At 38.8% G+C, this 15,444-nt stretch carries 18 protein-coding genes; 8 read left to right on the top strand and 10 right to left on the bottom strand.

Features of this window, described 5'->3' with window-relative positions; translation table 11 throughout:
* Window positions 1-64 precede the first annotated feature (64 nt).
* Genes H5159_RS04930 through H5159_RS04920 form a run of 3 tightly spaced genes read left to right on the top strand, consistent with a single transcriptional unit; the run spans window position 65 to window position 2,576 of the window.
* Window positions 65-895: a DUF692 domain-containing protein gene (locus H5159_RS04930; RefSeq protein WP_182779830.1), complete on the top strand. Its 831-nt coding sequence runs from the start codon at window positions 65-67 to the stop codon at window positions 893-895.
* Complete coding sequence (locus H5159_RS04925) at window positions 892-1,665, top strand: DNA-binding domain-containing protein (protein WP_024595108.1); 774 nt, start codon at window positions 892-894, stop codon at window positions 1,663-1,665. Before H5159_RS04930 ends, H5159_RS04925 begins: the two co-directional genes overlap by 4 nt.
* 41 nt (window positions 1,666-1,706) lie before the next feature.
* The gene (locus H5159_RS04920) at window positions 1,707-2,576 is read left to right on the top strand and encodes a DMT family transporter (protein ID WP_182711338.1); all 870 of its coding nucleotides are present in this window, start codon (window positions 1,707-1,709) and stop codon (window positions 2,574-2,576) included.
* Window positions 2,577-2,582: 6 nt separating this feature from the next.
* Here the strand turns inward: H5159_RS04920 and H5159_RS04915 are convergent, their stop codons facing one another.
* The 7 genes from H5159_RS04915 to H5159_RS04885 all read right to left on the bottom strand — a co-directional run bounded on the left by H5159_RS04915 (window position 2,583) and on the right by H5159_RS04885 (window position 9,250).
* Entirely contained in the window at window positions 2,583-3,281 is a 699-nt protein-coding gene (locus H5159_RS04915; RefSeq protein WP_182779829.1) for a M15 family metallopeptidase, read from the bottom strand.
* A complete protein-coding gene (dapE, locus tag H5159_RS04910; protein ID WP_039489937.1) occupies window positions 3,281-4,411 on the bottom strand; it encodes a succinyl-diaminopimelate desuccinylase in 1,131 nt (376 codons plus the stop codon). Before dapE ends, H5159_RS04915 begins: the two co-directional genes overlap by 1 nt.
* Window positions 4,408-4,755, bottom strand: a complete 348-nt coding sequence (locus H5159_RS04905) for an ArsC family reductase (protein WP_154903257.1) — start codon at window positions 4,753-4,755, stop codon at window positions 4,408-4,410. Before H5159_RS04905 ends, dapE begins: the two co-directional genes overlap by 4 nt.
* Window positions 4,756-4,759: 4 nt before the next feature.
* Complete coding sequence (locus H5159_RS04900; RefSeq protein ID WP_002959694.1) at window positions 4,760-5,257, bottom strand: PTS glucose transporter subunit IIA; 498 nt, start codon at window positions 5,255-5,257, stop codon at window positions 4,760-4,762.
* 3 nt (window positions 5,258-5,260) lie between these two features.
* A complete protein-coding gene (locus H5159_RS04895; protein WP_002959696.1) occupies window positions 5,261-5,647 on the bottom strand; it encodes an ACT domain-containing protein in 387 nt (128 codons plus the stop codon).
* 227 nt (window positions 5,648-5,874) lie between these two features.
* Window positions 5,875-8,034, bottom strand: a complete 2,160-nt coding sequence (gene pta, locus H5159_RS04890; RefSeq protein WP_002959697.1) for a phosphate acetyltransferase — start codon at window positions 8,032-8,034, stop codon at window positions 5,875-5,877.
* A gap of 1 nt (window position 8,035) precedes the next feature.
* Window positions 8,036-9,250, bottom strand: a complete 1,215-nt coding sequence (locus H5159_RS04885; protein WP_182779828.1) for an acetate kinase — start codon at window positions 9,248-9,250, stop codon at window positions 8,036-8,038.
* 283 nt (window positions 9,251-9,533) lie between these two features.
* Between H5159_RS04885 and yfbV the strand changes: the two genes are divergently transcribed.
* Window positions 9,534-9,980 (top strand): terminus macrodomain insulation protein YfbV, encoded by a 447-nt coding sequence (yfbV, locus tag H5159_RS04880; RefSeq protein ID WP_182779924.1) that lies wholly within the window; start codon window positions 9,534-9,536, stop codon window positions 9,978-9,980.
* On the opposite strand, the gene H5159_RS04875 is transcribed toward yfbV, so the two are convergent.
* Genes H5159_RS04875 through xthA form a run of 3 tightly spaced genes read right to left on the bottom strand, consistent with a single transcriptional unit; the run spans window position 9,977 to window position 12,248 of the window.
* Complete coding sequence (locus tag H5159_RS04875; RefSeq protein ID WP_182779827.1) at window positions 9,977-10,792, bottom strand: putative RNA methyltransferase; 816 nt, start codon at window positions 10,790-10,792, stop codon at window positions 9,977-9,979. The two genes, yfbV and H5159_RS04875, sit on opposite strands and share 4 nt — an antisense overlap.
* A complete protein-coding gene (locus H5159_RS04870) occupies window positions 10,789-11,436 on the bottom strand; it encodes an energy-coupling factor ABC transporter permease (RefSeq protein ID WP_182711335.1) in 648 nt (215 codons plus the stop codon). Before H5159_RS04870 ends, H5159_RS04875 begins: the two co-directional genes overlap by 4 nt.
* Window positions 11,437-11,441: 5 nt before the next feature.
* The gene (gene xthA / locus H5159_RS04865; RefSeq protein WP_182779826.1) at window positions 11,442-12,248 is read right to left on the bottom strand and encodes an exodeoxyribonuclease III; all 807 of its coding nucleotides are present in this window, start codon (window positions 12,246-12,248) and stop codon (window positions 11,442-11,444) included.
* A gap of 240 nt (window positions 12,249-12,488) precedes the next feature.
* Here xthA and H5159_RS04860 point away from each other — a divergent pair, with 240 nt between their 5' ends.
* From H5159_RS04860 to rluB, 4 genes are all read left to right on the top strand, one after another.
* Entirely contained in the window at window positions 12,489-12,920 is a 432-nt protein-coding gene (locus H5159_RS04860) for a hypothetical protein (RefSeq protein ID WP_007582577.1), read from the top strand.
* Window positions 12,921-13,147: 227 nt separating this feature from the next.
* Window positions 13,148-13,669 carry an EF-hand domain-containing protein gene (locus H5159_RS04855; protein ID WP_002959711.1) on the top strand — a complete coding sequence of 174 codons (522 nt, stop codon included), beginning with the start codon at window positions 13,148-13,150 and terminating at the stop codon, window positions 13,667-13,669.
* Between the two features lie 151 nt (window positions 13,670-13,820).
* A complete protein-coding gene (gene scpB, locus H5159_RS04850; protein ID WP_182672229.1) occupies window positions 13,821-14,411 on the top strand; it encodes an SMC-Scp complex subunit ScpB in 591 nt (196 codons plus the stop codon).
* A complete protein-coding gene (gene rluB, locus H5159_RS04845; RefSeq protein ID WP_182779825.1) occupies window positions 14,408-15,280 on the top strand; it encodes a 23S rRNA pseudouridine(2605) synthase RluB in 873 nt (290 codons plus the stop codon). The genes scpB and rluB overlap by 4 nt, the downstream gene beginning before the upstream one ends.
* The last annotated feature ends 164 nt before the right edge of the window (window positions 15,281-15,444 follow it).

Below are 15,444 nucleotides of genomic sequence, written 5' to 3'. Positions count from 1 at the left end.
TTTATCGAACGCATAAAATAAGCTTGAACGATGTGTTTATTATTCAGGCTTATTAAGGAAGTTTATGACAAATCGTTTTTTAGGTTTTGGTTTAGGACTAAGAGCCCCGCATTTTGAGCAAATTATTGCAGATAAACCAGCTGTAGATTGGTTTGAAATTATTTCAGAAAACTATTTTGTAGCCGGTGGAAAACCTTGGCATTATTTAAATAAAATAAGAGCAGATTATCCGATTGTTATGCATGGGGTATCAATGTCAATTGGTAGTATTGACCCTATTGATAAGGACTACTTAAATCAGTTAAAAAACACAATTGCGAGGGTTGAGCCGCATTGGGTGTCTGATCATTTATGTTTTACCCAAGTGGGCGGTATTAATAGCCACGATTTACTACCAATGCCTTACACCTCAGAGGCGCTTGATCATTTAGCAAATAAAATTTCGCAAGTTCAGGACTACCTAGGGCGCGAAATGATTTTTGAAAATGTATCGAGCTATTTAACCTATAACGATTCACAAATGAGTGAGTGGGAATTCTTAGCGCAATTACATAAGCAAACAGGCTGTAAGTTTTTAATGGATGTAAATAATGCTTATGTAAGTGCGCGTAATCACGACTTTAATGCAATGGATTATTTATCAGCTATTCCGAGTACAGCTATTGCACAAATTCACTTAGCAGGACATCAAGACTTTGGTACGCATATTATAGATACGCACGATGAAGATGTTCCCGATGCGGTATGGGACTTATATGCTCAGTATGCAAAAACATTAAATCCGGTAAGTACCATGATTGAACGCGATGATAATATTGGCTCCCTTGATGATTTAATTACTGAGCTTGAGCATGCCAAAGCGCTAGTGAAACCGTTTTGGGATATAAGGTCATGAGTGGTTTAGCAAAGCTGCAACAACAGTTTATGGATTTACTGCAAGGAGAAAGTTCGGATATTAGCGAGCAAATTGCGCAGCAAGGGCAGTTAAATACACAACAGCGACTCTCTATTTATCAAAGCGCTTATAAAATTCGCTTAAGAGCCGTGATTGAGCAAGATCACGAACAGTTGGGCATTTACTTAGGTGATGATTTATTTGAGATGATGGTTGATGGTTATTTAGCTTTATATCCTTCAACTCATACGTCACTACGAATTTTTGCAGAGAAGCTACCAGATTATTTAGCCGCTAATACTCCTTTTAGTGATTACCCCATACTTGCAGATATAGCAAAATTTGAACGACTATTACTAAGTACTTTTGATGCAAGCGATAAAACATTACTTAATGTATCAGAGCTTGAAAGTATTGAACCTCAGCAATGGCCAACTTTACTATTAAAATTACATCCAAGTGTTCAGTTAGTTGTGTTTAATACGTTGGCGGTTGAAAGTTGGCAGGCAATAAAACAAAAGCAAACACCGCCAGAGCCAAGAGTCTCAGAACCTCGCTTTTGGGTTGTAGCACGTGATGCTCAAAGGCGTACACAATATTTAAGCGTTGATGCACAAGAATACCGCTTACTGAGTTTATTAAAACAAAACACACCCTTTGCACAGTTATGTCAATCCTGTTTAAATGAACTCCCAGGCGAGAAAATCGCTGGGTTTTTAATTACTAAAATTAATCAATGGCTTGAACGTGGTTGGTTAATTAGCGAGTGAGTTAAAACAATATAGTTATTTTTCGTTGCGAAGGAATTTTTTTGAAAGCCACCATATACACATTAATTGCTTTAATTGCGTTTGCCGCAAATTCTCTTTTTTGCAGAATGGCCTTAGCAGAAGGTTATATAGATGCTTGGAACTTTACTGTTATTCGCTTACTTAGCGGGGCTGCATGTTTGGGCATTATAATGGCTATTTATACCCATAATTTAAAACGTAAAGGCACATTCAATCCCGCTATTTTAAGTGACAGAGGAAGCTGGCGAAGCAGTATTAGCCTGCTTGTTTACGCGCTTTGTTTTTCGATTGCCTACGTAGAGCTAGATACCGGTACCGGTGCACTAATTTTATTTTCTGCTGTGCAACTTACTATGATTGGCTGGGGTATTTATCAAAAAGAGCAATTAAGCGTACTCCAGTGGTGTGCATTTATAGTGGCGTTATCTGGTTTTGTATATTTAATGCTGCCATCTGCAGCGGTGCCTTCATTATTAGGTGCATCACTTATGGCACTCAGTGGTGTGGCATGGGGTATTTACAGTATTCGCGGTAAAGTGTGCGTATCGCCACTGCGTACTACTGGGTTTAACTTTATAAGAAGCTTAGTTGCTATCCCTGTTTTATTACTTGTAGGTATGAGTTATTTAAAAAATATGAGTATTGAAGGGGTATTACTTGCGTGTGCCTCGGGGGCAATAGCGTCTGGAGTTGGTTATAGTGTTTGGTATGTAGCAATGCCACTACTTAAAAGTACCCAAGCTGCGGTTGTGCAACTTTGTGTGCCGGTACTTGCTGCCATTGCTGGTGTTTTGTTTTTATCAGAGCAGGTAACAATGGAGTTTATAGTCGCAAGCTCGTTAATATTAGGCGCTGTGCTGGTGTTTATTTTAAATAAAAAGAAGGCTTAATATAACCTAACCTTCTTTTAGGTGTGGGCTCACGTTTGTTACAAAGCGTTTATAAATAGCTGGTAAGTTATCAAGTATTGCCCGCTTACCCTGTAGTTCACTGTTTTTTATGCATTCAAAAAGTACTTGCTCGCTAAGTTTATTCACTAATAATTGTGATTGCTTAATATGGCTTATATGCCAAAGCTCAGGTGCTACGCCACCTAAATCATGCTGGTAAGGGCGATAAAAACCAAATTTAACTAAGTTAGTATCAAGCCAATTACTTAAAGGTGCAAACGGCCCACCTTGCAGGTATTCATCAGGTGTTAGCTGTAGCTTATAATCATCACTCACCGTAGCTTTATCAAACACATCTAAGTCAGTCCCTAAATGGTGCCTGCTTGCACCAGGTAGTGCAGAGTAGAGCATTATTGCTATGCATTTATCTACATCATTTAATTTAGTTAAATCTACAACCTTTTGCTGTTTATTATAAACAGGTCGAATACCTAAAAACTTATTATTCCAAATAATTGACTGGCGTTCAAAGTCGCGAAAACTTGAGGCAATAGTAAGATCAAATCCCGCTTTTTTAGCTGCACTTTGTAGTGCTAAAAAGTCGCTAATAATAGCGCTGTGCAAGCGATGATTTTGTATGTCAGTTAAATGTGTATCACTTTGCCCTGTGATACACATTATCGATGTTGGTTTAGTTACATTCATTATGCTAAAAGTTGCTCTAGTATTTGCTCGTAAATGTCGGTAAGGGCTATTAAATCATCGGTACTTACGCATTCATCTACTTTATGAATAGTTTCGTTACGTGGGCCAAGTTCAATTACTTTAGCACCTGTTTGTGCAATAAAGCGACCATCTGATGTGCCGCCGGTAGTTTCTAGGTTTGTGGTTAAACCGGTTACTGATTTAATCGCTTTTACTGTGGCATCAACAAGTGGGCCGTGCTCGGTAATAAAAGGTAAGCCATTTACTATCCAGCTTAATTCATAATTTAAGTTATGCTTTTGTAGTATGTCATTTACACGTTGTTGTAATTGCTCATGTGTTACTTGCGTGCTAAATCTAAAGTTAAACTGTACTTCTAGCTCACCCGGGATCACATTACCTGCACCTGTGCCGCCATTAATATTTGAAATTTGAAAGCTGGTAGCAGGGAAGTATTCATTTCCGTTATCCCACACCGTTTGGCTAAGCTCTGTAAGGGCAGGGGTTGCTAGGTGAATTGGGTTTTGTGCTAAATGTGGATAGGCGACATGCCCTTGGACACCCTTAACGGTTAAAAAAGCGGTAAGTGAACCTCTTCGGCCATTTTTAACAACATCACCTAATACATCCCGTGATGAAGGCTCGCCTACTAGGCACATATCAATTTTTTCACCGCGCGCCTCTAGCGTATCAATTACACGGGTAGTCCCGTTTATAAACGGGCCTTCTTCGTCGGAGGTAATTAAAAAAGAAATTGAGCCTTTATGATCTGGATGTTTAGTAACAAACCGCTCGGTTGCAACAAGCATTGCAGCTAACGAGCCTTTCATATCGGCAGCGCCGCGCCCATGTAATAAACCGTCTTTTATTAATCCTGAAAATGGCGGGTGTTGCCAATTTTTTTCAGGGCCTGTTGGCACAACATCAGTGTGGCCTGCAAAACAAAAGTGCGGTGATTGTGTGCCTTTTCGAGCCCATGTATTTAATGTGTCGGTAAAAAATAATGACTCAATATTAAAACCAACCGCAGCAAGGCGGTCGTTCATCATCTGTTGGCAGCCAGCATCCTCGGGCGTTACTGACTCACGTTGTATTAGTGCTTGGGCGAGTTTAATTACATCATCTTTCATGATTTAAATATCTCATCGTATTGAGCTGCTTTAAAACCTAAATGGTAACTGCCATTGTTAATAAGTACTGGGCGTTTGATCATGGCAGGTTGGTCAACTAACAATGGGATAGCACTTTCTTTCGTCAAACTCTGTTTTTGCTCATCAGTTAGTGCGCGATAAGTTGTGCCACGTTTATTAACAAGCTGTTCCCAATCGAGTTTATCTGCAAAATCACTTACCATTTGCTCATTTACGCCATCTTTGCGGTAATCATGAAACGTAAATTCGATGTTGTTGTCGGCTAAGTATTTTTTTGCTTTTTTTATCGTGTCGCAATTGCTAATACCGTATAGAGTGATCATAAATCTAGTTCTTCTTAATAATAGTTAATAAGGTATCTACATCCGCATTTACATGCGAATGTGAGTAATGAAATGTGCCGAGATTATGGCCGTTAAGTAAGATTAAACTGGCCAGCATAGGCGTTTCTAGTTCGCGTAAATCAAAATAAGCGAGGCGCTGGCCTTTACTTATTTCACTACCATTTAATTGTGCAATATGAGTATGTGTAATTGATTGCGAACCGGTAATAGTTAAGTTGATTAAAACTTTTAAACCATTTTTAGCCTGTAAAATAAACTCAGTACCTGCGTTTTTTACTTGTAATAACGTGCCATCAAACGGCGCTAAAATTTTGTGGCTACTGAGCTTTACAGTAATACCAGGACCGAGAATACCAAACCTAAAAATAGGTTCGGGGTGTTCTTGAAGCGGTATTACTTTACCTGTAAATGGGCTTGTAATAAGGATGGCACTGCGGGGCGTTTTATTGAGTGCTAGATATTCAATTGTTTGTGCTTTCATATGCTATTGGGCCACCACGTTGTAACCATCTTTTTTTAAGGCGTTAAGTGCTAGTGAGGCCGTTTGCTTTTTTACTAAAATATAATCGGTATCGTAGGTTGAGATTGAAAAAATAGAAATTTTAGCGCGTGCTAATACACCCGATATATTAGCCATTATTCCGGTCAGCGAAAAACCAAGTGGGCCAACCACCTCAAGTGCTTGCCAATCAGATTCGGTATCTAAACTCTCTATTTCAAAGCTACTAGGGCAAACAATAGATAGTTCATCCTGGGTTTTAGATATAAAAAATAAAGGAAGCTTGAGTAGCGCCGCAGGTATATCGGCGTCAACATCTAAACTGTGAATAGATAAAACCGTGCTGTGTAATTGTAATGTTTGTTTTGACATTAAACGCCTGCGATACAGCATTATTGATAGCTTTATAGTATAGATTATTGCCTTCAAGTTAAAGGTGTAAGCGTGACTAAAATGAGCATTTGGAAGTGGGTTTTAATAGAGATTAAAAACTTACCCACAATTTCTGTGGATAAGTATGGGGGTTGCAGGGTATAAATAGCCTAACTAGTTAATTATTAAATAAATAATAGCTAGGCTATAAAAAGCACACGTTGTGTTTAATGTGCTATTAGCGCTTCTGCTTGGGCTGCCTGAATTGCAGTTAAGGCGATTGTATACACAATATCATCGACTAATGCACCACGGCTCAAGTCGTTTACGGGTTTGCGCATACCTTGAAGCATAGGGCCGATACTTATTAAGTCGGCACTGCGTTGTACTGCTTTATATGTTGTATTACCTGTATTTAAATCTGGGAATATAAATACAGTCGCTTTACCAGCTACAGGGCTGTTAGGTGCTTTTTTAAGTGCTACATTTTCCATTATAGCGGCATCGTATTGTAGTGGGCCGTCGATAATTAAATCAGGACGTTTTTGTTTTGCTATTTTTGTGGCTTCACGTACCTTTTCAACATCGGCACCCGTACCTGATGTACCCGTGCTATAGCTTATCATTGCTACACGTGGCTCTATGCCAAATGCAGCTGCAGAGTCGGCAGATTGAATCGCTATATCAGCAAGTTGTTCAGCATTAGGGTCGGGGTTAATTGCACAGTCACCGTAAACTAACACTTGGTCAGGTAGCAGCATAAAAAATACGGAAGATACCAGCGATGATCCTGGCGCTGTTTTAATTAACTGCAGGGGCGGGCGAATTGTATTGGCAGTGGTATTAACCGCGCCCGATACTAAACCATCTACTTTACCTTGCTCAAGCATCATTGTGCCAAGTACGACGTTATCTTGTAGTTGCTCTTGTGCTACAACGGCAGTTAGGCCTTTGCTTTTACGAATTTCGACCATAGGCGCAATATAATCATTTATAATACTTTTTGGCTCGATGATACTTACATGTTCGTTTAGCTCAATACCTTGCTGCTGTGCAATACGCATTATTTCTTCGCGATCGCCAAGCAATATAGTTTTAGCAATGCCACGTTGACCACAAATAGCAGCCGCTTTAATTGTACGAGGTTCATTCCCTTCTGGTAATACTACGGTTTTATCTGCTTTACGTGCTTTATCGGTTAATAAATAACGAAATGCAGGTGGTGATAACTTACGCGTTTTGCCTACACTTTGAGCTAGAGTATCGAGCCAGCTTGAATTGATATGTTCTGCGTTGTGATCTTTTACTTTTTCAATGCGTTGGTCATCATCATTTGGTACTTCCATATTAAAGTTATGCAGTAATAGTGATGTGCGCCATGTGTCGGCATCGGTTGCGAGTATTGGTAAACCGGTTTGCATGGCTTGTTCACACAAAGCCATAATGCGTGGCTCTGGCTCAAAGCCACCGGTGAGTAATATAGCGCCAAGTTTAGTGCCGTTCATAGCAGATAAACACGCAGCAACAAGTATGTCTGAGCGATCGCCTGGTGTTACTAATAAAGCCCCTGGCGTAAAATAATTTAAAATATTAGAAACCGTACGAGCACAAAAAGTAATACGACGCAGGCGACGATGAAGCATATCGCCTTCGTTAATTATTGTTGCTTTCAAATACGCGCTTAAGTCTTTTACGCGTGGCGCTACTAAGTCAAAATCCCACGGGATTGCGCCAAGCAACATAAACGGATTTTTTTTAAAAATAGGTAAAGACGCTAAACGATTTAACTCGTTTTCAAGCTCTTCGGGTTTGTAAGCGTCGACTAAATCGGCGCGTGCACGGCCTTCTTCATCAAGTGGCGCATTTACTTTATTAAAAATACAGCCCAGTACACGAGGATGATCGATTCCACCGTAATTACCTGCTGCAATTTCTAGGCGGTCTTCTATTTGAGTAATGGTGTAATTACCAGGGGTAAGTACAAATACAATTTCAGCGCCGAGTGTTTGCGCAATTTCGCGGTTTACACGCCCAGCATAAGGTTGGCGACGAGTAGGCACCATACCTTCAATAATAGCTACTTCATCGTCGTTTATTTTACTTTCAAAGCGTTCAACAATTTCCTCTAGTAGATCATCACCTTTACCGTCGCCAATCATTTGCTCAGCATAATCAAGAGCAAAAGGGGTGGGTGGGTTAATAGGTGAACCTTGAGTGACTATTTGTGTTGATTTTTCAGGACCTGTTTCGCCTGAACGAGGCTGAGCGATGGGTTTAAAAAAGTTAACTTTAACTGTTTTTTGCTCAAGAGCGCGAACTAAACCAACTGATACCGACGTTAAACCCACACCGGTAGACACAGGAATTAACATAATACGACGTGCCATATTAAAGCTCCTTTACGATGTTAGCGGCATCAAGTGCAATAACCCACTCTTCGTTGGTCGGCATTACTACCACTTTGGATGAAGTATTGGCTGAACTAATAATACCTTGATTACCAAAACGTGCATCAAGATTGCTCTTCTGGTCACAACTGAACCCTAAAAAAGCTAATTGATTAATGACATTTTCACGTATGATATCGGAGTTTTCGCCAATGCCGCCAGTGAATATAAGTGCATCTAAACGTTGTAATGGTACCATGTAAGCTGCAATTTGTTTGGCTAGTCGGTAGCAAAAAATATCCAGCGCTAAACGTGCTTGTTTATGTCCGGCAACAGCGGCTTCTTCAATCGTTCGACAATCGTTAGAGAGTTCGCTAATACCTAGTAGGCCGCTTTCTTGGTTTAATAAATTATCTATTTGCTGAGCGTTGTAACTAAGCTGTGTGGTTAAAAAATTAAATAAACCGGGGTCAATATCTCCACTGCGAGTACCCATAACAATACCAGCCAATGGCGTTAAACCCATACTGGTATCAACACTTTTACCATTCTTTATTGCAGTAACAGAGCAGCCATTACCTAAATGAGCACTAATGAAATTACTCTTCTCTATAGGCTGATTTAATAATTTAGCAGTTTGTCCTGCTACATAGTAATGACTTGTGCCGTGCATACCATAGCGTCTTACACCGTAGCCTGTATAAAGCTTATAGGGTAGGGCGTAAAGGTAGGCAACTTCATCCATAGTTTGATGAAATGCTGTGTCAAATACTGCTACTTGGGGTAAACCTATAAATGAAGCTTGTGCAGATGAAATACCTAACAAGTTCGCATGACCATGTAGCGGCGCTAAAGAAGACGCTTTAGTAATACCGTTAATTACATCTTCATCAATTAAGACTGACTTTGTGAAATGCTCTCCGCCATGAACAACACGGTGCCCAACAGCAATAAGGTGCTCATCAAGGTTATGATCCTTTATTAAGCTTACAAGCGTATTTATAGCCTCAGCATGTGCTTGATTAGCCGCTAAGTCGATAACCGTCTTAGCCCCATTAAATTTGTATTTAATGGAGGGGGCTTTGGCTCCCAAGCGTTCAGCAAGGCCAGATATAATTTCGTGACCGTCGTTTGCATCAATAATGGCAAATTTTAAACTAGAGCTACCACAGTTTAAAACTAAAACATGTTGGGATTCAGGGGCGGTTGTTGGCATAGATTCAATTTCCATAAACAAATTTAGTAAGTGAACATTAATACGTGATAGTTACACTTACGGTATTAAATAAAGCTAAAACAATTAAATGTTCAACTGCAAAGTGGTTAACTCAATGTTAAATATTTTACCTTAATTATGATGTTTAAGTTAGGATTGTTCGCCATTAAAGGGTAAATTTAAGCTCTTTTACTGAGAAAGTGTAACTCCCTCATTTTGTGTTACACTTTAGGTATAGCTCGTTTTCTATTGTATTTAAAAGCAGTATCTGTGAGGAGTCATGATGCAAAAAAGTGTGATGTCACAACTACAAACAGGCCGTTTGTATGGTAAAAAATGGCCAATGCGTAAAGAGCTTGCACCTTTGTTTTTAGAGTTCAGAGTGATTAGAGCGACTGAGCTTGCCATTACAGTAATGCCAATCTTGGCTATGCTAACGTTGTTTTTTCAGCTTAATTACTTAGGTTCTGATTTTTTACCGCAAGCTATTGCGAGTGCATTATTTTTTATATCGTTACCTTTACAAGGTTTATTTTGGTTAGGCAAACGAGCTCAAACGCCTTTAGATCCTGCTATGCAAAAATGGTACAACGAGCTGTACATTAAAATGGCGGCTAATGGATATCAAACGCAGTTAAGTGAAAGCAAGCCCCGTTATATGGAGCTTGCTAACTTACTTAAAGATATGTTTGAAAAAATGGATAGAGCATTTACTAAAGAGCAGTTTTAGCGGGTTATACCATTATCTATTTTGGTAAACTGAGTAATATAAAATGATAAGGTGACATTGTGTTCACCTTTTTGTTCGAGTACTGTCCAGTGCTCGGGTCTAAATTTCCATGCAAATGGCGTCATCATTATTAAGTTTTTAATATCAGTAAAGCTAAGCGCTATATGCTCTGTTAAAAGAGCCTGTTCTGCTTTTTGAAACCCTTTTGGCGTGGCTATTTCAGTATGTTCGTTTACTTCTGAATATATATACGATTTTAGCTCTTTTAAATGATAAGGGCCTGGGCTTGCTACCACTAATGTTGCGTTTTTATTAGCAAGACGTTCAATCTCTTCCTCAAACAAAGGTGCAAATACGCTAATAAGTATATCAGCAAATTGACTTTTAAAAGGTGCTTGGCTAATTGATGCAACACTAAAATGGCAATTAGGGTAGCGCTTTGCCGCATATTTAACGGCAGATTTTGAAATATCGACGCCGTACACTATAGCGTCTGTTTTACTTGCTATAGCTTGGGTATAAAACCCTTCACCGCATCCTAAATCTATAACCGTATTCGCACTTATTCGACCGACTAGATCGCTAAGATTTTGTTGTAAAAAGCGGTAGTATCCACGCTCTAAAAATGCGCGTCTAGCTTGTACCATTTCAAGGGAGTCGCCTGGTTGTTTTGAATTTTTTTGTTGCACAGGCAGTAAATTAATATACCCTTCTTTGGCAAAATCAAAGCTGTGGTTATTAGCACAACGAAGTGTTGAATCAGCTTTCAAAAGTGCGAGATTACATAGCGGGCATTGATATTGTAGACTCATGAGTCTAGGTAGTCCTTATCGTAAAAAGTTTTTACCCAATGCGGGCGATAGGTGATCATAATTGTTATAGCCATGCCGTTGAGCATTGCTTCAGGAAACCAAATTATGGCACTTAAATAAACGTAGTTATCTGCAAGTTCTTGCCAATTGTATTGCCCTATAGCTAAGTAAAATAAAGCACCTAGGCCTATTTTTATACAGGCTATAAACCCTGCAGTTATAAACGCACAAACAAATATATAAACAAAAAAATGACGAGGTAAATACTGGTAGCTAATTATAAAGCCAAGGTAGCTTAGTAAAATAGGAATAAACGCACCAATAAGCAGTTGTACTGGTAACAGTTCAAGTTCAATTTGACCAAATGCAGTTAGTAGCGCTGTGGCAAGTAGGCTACTTAAAATCGTTAATCGCCAACCTAAAATTAATGTAGCGGCGGTAACACCTAGTATGTGTAAATCAAGGCCCGTTAAAATTCCTGCTTTTATTCGCCAAAGCACTGCAAACACTAACGCACATGCAAGAACTCCAGTTTGACGGGCTGGCGTATTAAGCAATGTTTTATATGTTTTTTTATCAAAGCTTAGTAGGGCAATAATAATTACAAGGGCCCAAAGTAGCCCTTGTATTGTTATGCTGAGCATAGTAATTACTTAAATGTTGACCATATAGGGGCATGATCTGAGGGTTTTTCAATACCGCGCAGTTCGTAGTCAATACCAGTATCTATACAGCGTGCTGCAAGCTCATTAGTTGCAAGTACTACATCTATTCGAAGTCCTCGGTTATCTACAAACCCTTTTGAGCGATAGTCAAACCACGAATATTGATCGTCTGTTTCTGGGTTTTGTTCTCTAAAGGTGTCTTTAAAGCCCCAATTAAGTAATGTTGCAAGCCATTCACGCTCTACCGGTTGGAAAGAACATTTACCCGTTTTTAACCAACGCTTTGCATTAACTTCGCCAATACCAATATCTAAATCGGTGGGTGATATGTTGATATCGCCCATAACAATGACGTCTTGACCGGGGGTGTGGTTGGTTTCAAGGTGTGTCATCAAATCTTTATAAAATTGTCGTTTATAAGGAAATTTAGTTTCGTGATTAATATTTTCACCTTGTGGGAAATAGCCATTCATGACGGTAAGGTCGCGACCGTTATCTTGTTCAACAGTGACGCTTATCATGCGTTTTTGCGATTCCTCTGTATCGGTAGCAAAGCCTTTTAAGACCGATTTAGGCTCTTTTTTGCATAACATAGCTACGCCATAATGGGCTTTTTGGCCATGAAAGTAGACGTGATATCCCATTTTTTGTACATCTTCTAGTGGGAATGCTTCGTCATGAACTTTAATCTCTTGCAAACCAATAACGTCTGGTTGATGTTTGTCGATAATTGCTTGTAATTGGTGAAGACGAGCACGCAGACCATTGATATTGAAAGAAATCACTTTCATAAAATTTACCTTAAAATTGGATCTATTTAATGAATTAAATTGTATCAGTAAATACGCGTACATAACATGACTGAAATGAGAAAATAGCTGCACAAATGTTGATCAATTGGTGAGTAAAGTTTAAACATTGTAAATGCAGTATTAATTTTTTAAATAAATAAAAAATTCAATTGAACTTAACTTTATTGAATATATAATGCGCGAAATTCACTTGTTTAGCTCGTTCAAATAGGATCTCTCATGAAAACACAACTACTTTTAGCTACTGCTTTATTAGCATCTGCAACTGCTTCAGCACAAAGCAATACTTACTTCAGTCAAGATAATAAAATTGAGTCTAAGTTATGTGTACTAAGCGCAAACGAAGGCTTTAGTGTTGCTCGTAAAGAAGCTGCTCAGCACGGTGTTTACTTATCTCGTTTTTCTAAAAGCATTTTATGTAATGGTGAAGATATTCGCGATATTGCTAAAAAAACGACATTAAGCAACGCATCAGTTGAGAAAGTAGAAGTATTTGCAAAAGACGCTCAACAAGAAACTCAATTATGTATGACGGCTTTAAAACAAGGTTTAGCACCTGTTCGTCAAAAAATTGGTAACTTAAACTCATTAAAATGTAATGGTCAAAACGTTACTGAGTTTGTTAAACGCTACCAAAACGCAGCAATCTAATTATTAGCTGAACTATATAACTAAAATTGAGATACCTGGTTTTTTACCGGGTATTTTTTTGCAAAAATTACAAGGTTGTTTGCAAAGCTTGCAAGCTTAACTTGTTGAAACTGTTCAATAAATGCACCAACCAAGATTAAGTTATTGATTCTTATAAGTTAACTATTATTGGCATTGGATTTGTATTAGTTAAAGTGACATTTAATTAATTACGAAGGATACGTCTTATGAAAAAGTTAACATTAGCAGCCACTATTTTAGCATCATTAAGCCTAGCGGCTTGTTCATCTAATCAGGGTCTTGAAAGAATAGACAGTGACTTTGCAAGTTTAGATAATGACAGCGATGGCTACATCTCAAAAGTTGAAGCTGATGACGATAGCATTTGGGGCCATTTTTCAAATATTGATACCAATATGGATAACGAAATTAGCCGCAAAGAATTCAACACTTACATGAAGTTAAACAATGGTAAAGTAGCCACTGATTCTGAAGTAAGTGAGTCGGCATTTAAAGCTGAAATCGCTAAATTCGATAAAATTGAAAGCAGCTTTTCAAGCTTAGATAACGACAGTAATGGCTATATTTCGGTAGTTGAAGGTAACGATGATGATATTTCAAATCACTTTGGTTACATGGATAAAAACCAAGATAAGCGCATCAGTAAAAGCGAGTTTATGGGTTACATTAAAAAATACGGTAACGCAGTAGCTGAAGATGATGCATTAGAAGCCATTAAACACAGCTAATATTTGTTGTTTTAAAGAGTAAATTAGAAGCCAGTGATAATCACTGGCTTTTTTGTATTTAAAATCTAGTTATTTAGTAGATATATTTTCCTAGTTTGGTGTTGTTCTGTCATAATAGATGGCTGTGTATTTTTATTTGTTAAGAGTGTGTATGGCGGGTCGGCGAATTAGTGATGAACAACTAGTTGAGATCATTGAAGCAGCTATTTTTGTTGCAGATAAGCCTGTGAGTAAACGCCACCTTAAAGATACTGTATTAATAGATTTAGCTATTTCTATGGCGCGAATAAACGACGCAATAGATACAATACAAGAACATTTTCAAACTCGTGGTATTCGCTTAGTTGAAGTTGGTAGTGGGTATCGTTTTCAGGCATGTAGTAGTTTAAGCCCTTGGTTAAATAACTTGTGGCAAGAACGCGCACCAAAATACTCACGTGCTTTACTGGAAACATTATCACTTATTGCATATAGGCAGCCCATTACGCGCGGTGAAATTGAGCAAGTAAGGGGTGTTACTACGGGTTCGAATATTATTAAAACCCTACTCGAAAGAGATTGGGTTAAAGTGGTAGGGCATAAAGAGGTTCCGGGTAAGCCGGCTTTATATGCAACTACTAAACAATTTTTAGATTATTTTTCGTTAACTGGACTTGAAAACTTACCTGCGCTGCCAACAGAGCAGCAAAGTAAAATTAACCAGTTATTGAGCGATCCTTCTGTGAGAGAACCATCCGAATGAGTATTATACAAGGTGAAAAGTTACAAAAAGTCTTAGCCCGTGCAGGCGTAGGCTCACGCCGTGAAATGGAAAAATACATTGACGCAAACCGCGTTAGTGTAAACGGTAAAGTGGCAAAGTTAGGTGACCGTGTTGAAGAAACCGATTTGATTCGTGTTGACGGGCACACTGTAAAGATTGAAGAAAAAGCAGATAGAATCTGTCGTGTGATTATGTATAACAAACCCGAAGGTGAGTTAAGCACACGTAAAGATCCAGAAGGACGTCGTACTGTATTTGATCGACTTCCGCGTATTGATGGCGATCGCTGGATTGCGGTTGGTCGACTAGACGTTAATACATCAGGTTTGATGCTCTTTACAAACGATGGTGAACTGGCAAACCGTTTAATGCACCCAAGCTATGAAGTAGAGCGTGAATACTCTGCGCGTGTATTTGGTGAAGTAACCAATGAAACGGTTAAAAACTTACTACGCGGTGTTGAGCTTGAAGATGGTCCAGCCAAATTCACGACTGTAACCCCTATGGGTGGTGAAGGCGTTAACCGATGGTTTAACGTAACGTTAAATGAAGGACGTAACCGTGAAGTTCGTCGTTTATGGCAGTCTCAAGATGCGGAAGTATCTCGTCTTATTCGTATTCGTTACGGTAAACTAGAGCTTGATAAGCGCGTGCCACAAGGTGGTTGGATGGAGTATGATTTAGAAACAGTAAACTACTTGCGTAAAACCGTTAAATTAGGCCGCGAGACACAAACTAAGCTTTCTGTTATGCCTGAAAAACGCAAAGATAAACGCGCTAAAATCAACCAAATTCGTAAAGCAGTTAAAAAACACAATCAGCGTGTTAAGCCGACTAAACGTAAATAATCAATTAGTTATTTATTGAACACAAAAAAGCCGCTAATTGCTGTCTCTTATACACAAATCCCTGCTAAGAAATTAGCGGGGATTTTTTTGAACTAAATCTCAATGTCATGATCAGATCTTCAAATCTTGTTTGAGGGCACATTATGATTAACGAACATACTCAT

The sequence above is a fragment of the Pseudoalteromonas sp. SG43-1 genome, from assembly GCF_014164415.1.
Lineage (GTDB): Bacteria > Pseudomonadota > Gammaproteobacteria > Enterobacterales > Alteromonadaceae > Pseudoalteromonas > Pseudoalteromonas distincta.
The sequence above is the reverse complement of the archived record's forward strand: the minus strand, read 5'-3'. Positions and strand labels throughout refer to the sequence as shown.

Bases quoted from the DNA above. Each gene is read 5' to 3' on its own strand.
- rluB (WP_182779825.1), top strand. From the start codon at position 14,408: ATGAGTATTATACAAGGTGAAAAGTTACAAAAAGTCTTAGCCCGTGCA.
- H5159_RS04905 (WP_154903257.1), bottom strand. From the start codon at position 4,755: ATGATCACTCTATACGGTATTAGCAATTGCGACACGATAAAAAAAGCA.
- H5159_RS04885 (WP_182779828.1), bottom strand. From the start codon at position 9,250: ATGCCAACAACCGCCCCTGAATCCCAACATGTTTTAGTTTTAAACTGT.
- H5159_RS04875 (WP_182779827.1), bottom strand. From the start codon at position 10,792: ATGAGTCTACAATATCAATGCCCGCTATGTAATCTCGCACTTTTGAAA.
- H5159_RS04930 (WP_182779830.1), top strand. From the start codon at position 65: ATGACAAATCGTTTTTTAGGTTTTGGTTTAGGACTAAGAGCCCCGCAT.
- xthA (WP_182779826.1), bottom strand. From the start codon at position 12,248: ATGAAAGTGATTTCTTTCAATATCAATGGTCTGCGTGCTCGTCTTCAC.
- pta (WP_002959697.1), bottom strand. From the start codon at position 8,034: ATGGCACGTCGTATTATGTTAATTCCTGTGTCTACCGGTGTGGGTTTA.
- H5159_RS04915 (WP_182779829.1), bottom strand. From the start codon at position 3,281: ATGAATGTAACTAAACCAACATCGATAATGTGTATCACAGGGCAAAGT.
- H5159_RS04900 (WP_002959694.1), bottom strand. From the start codon at position 5,257: ATGAAAGCACAAACAATTGAATATCTAGCACTCAATAAAACGCCCCGC.
- scpB (WP_182672229.1), top strand. From the start codon at position 13,821: ATGGCGGGTCGGCGAATTAGTGATGAACAACTAGTTGAGATCATTGAA.
- yfbV (WP_182779924.1), top strand. From the start codon at position 9,534: ATGCAAAAAAGTGTGATGTCACAACTACAAACAGGCCGTTTGTATGGT.
- H5159_RS04855 (WP_002959711.1), top strand. From the start codon at position 13,148: ATGAAAAAGTTAACATTAGCAGCCACTATTTTAGCATCATTAAGCCTA.
- dapE (WP_039489937.1), bottom strand. From the start codon at position 4,411: ATGAAAGATGATGTAATTAAACTCGCCCAAGCACTAATACAACGTGAG.
- H5159_RS04870 (WP_182711335.1), bottom strand. From the start codon at position 11,436: ATGCTCAGCATAACAATACAAGGGCTACTTTGGGCCCTTGTAATTATT.
- H5159_RS04860 (WP_007582577.1), top strand. From the start codon at position 12,489: ATGAAAACACAACTACTTTTAGCTACTGCTTTATTAGCATCTGCAACT.
- H5159_RS04925 (WP_024595108.1), top strand. From the start codon at position 892: ATGAGTGGTTTAGCAAAGCTGCAACAACAGTTTATGGATTTACTGCAA.
- H5159_RS04895 (WP_002959696.1), bottom strand. From the start codon at position 5,647: ATGTCAAAACAAACATTACAATTACACAGCACGGTTTTATCTATTCAC.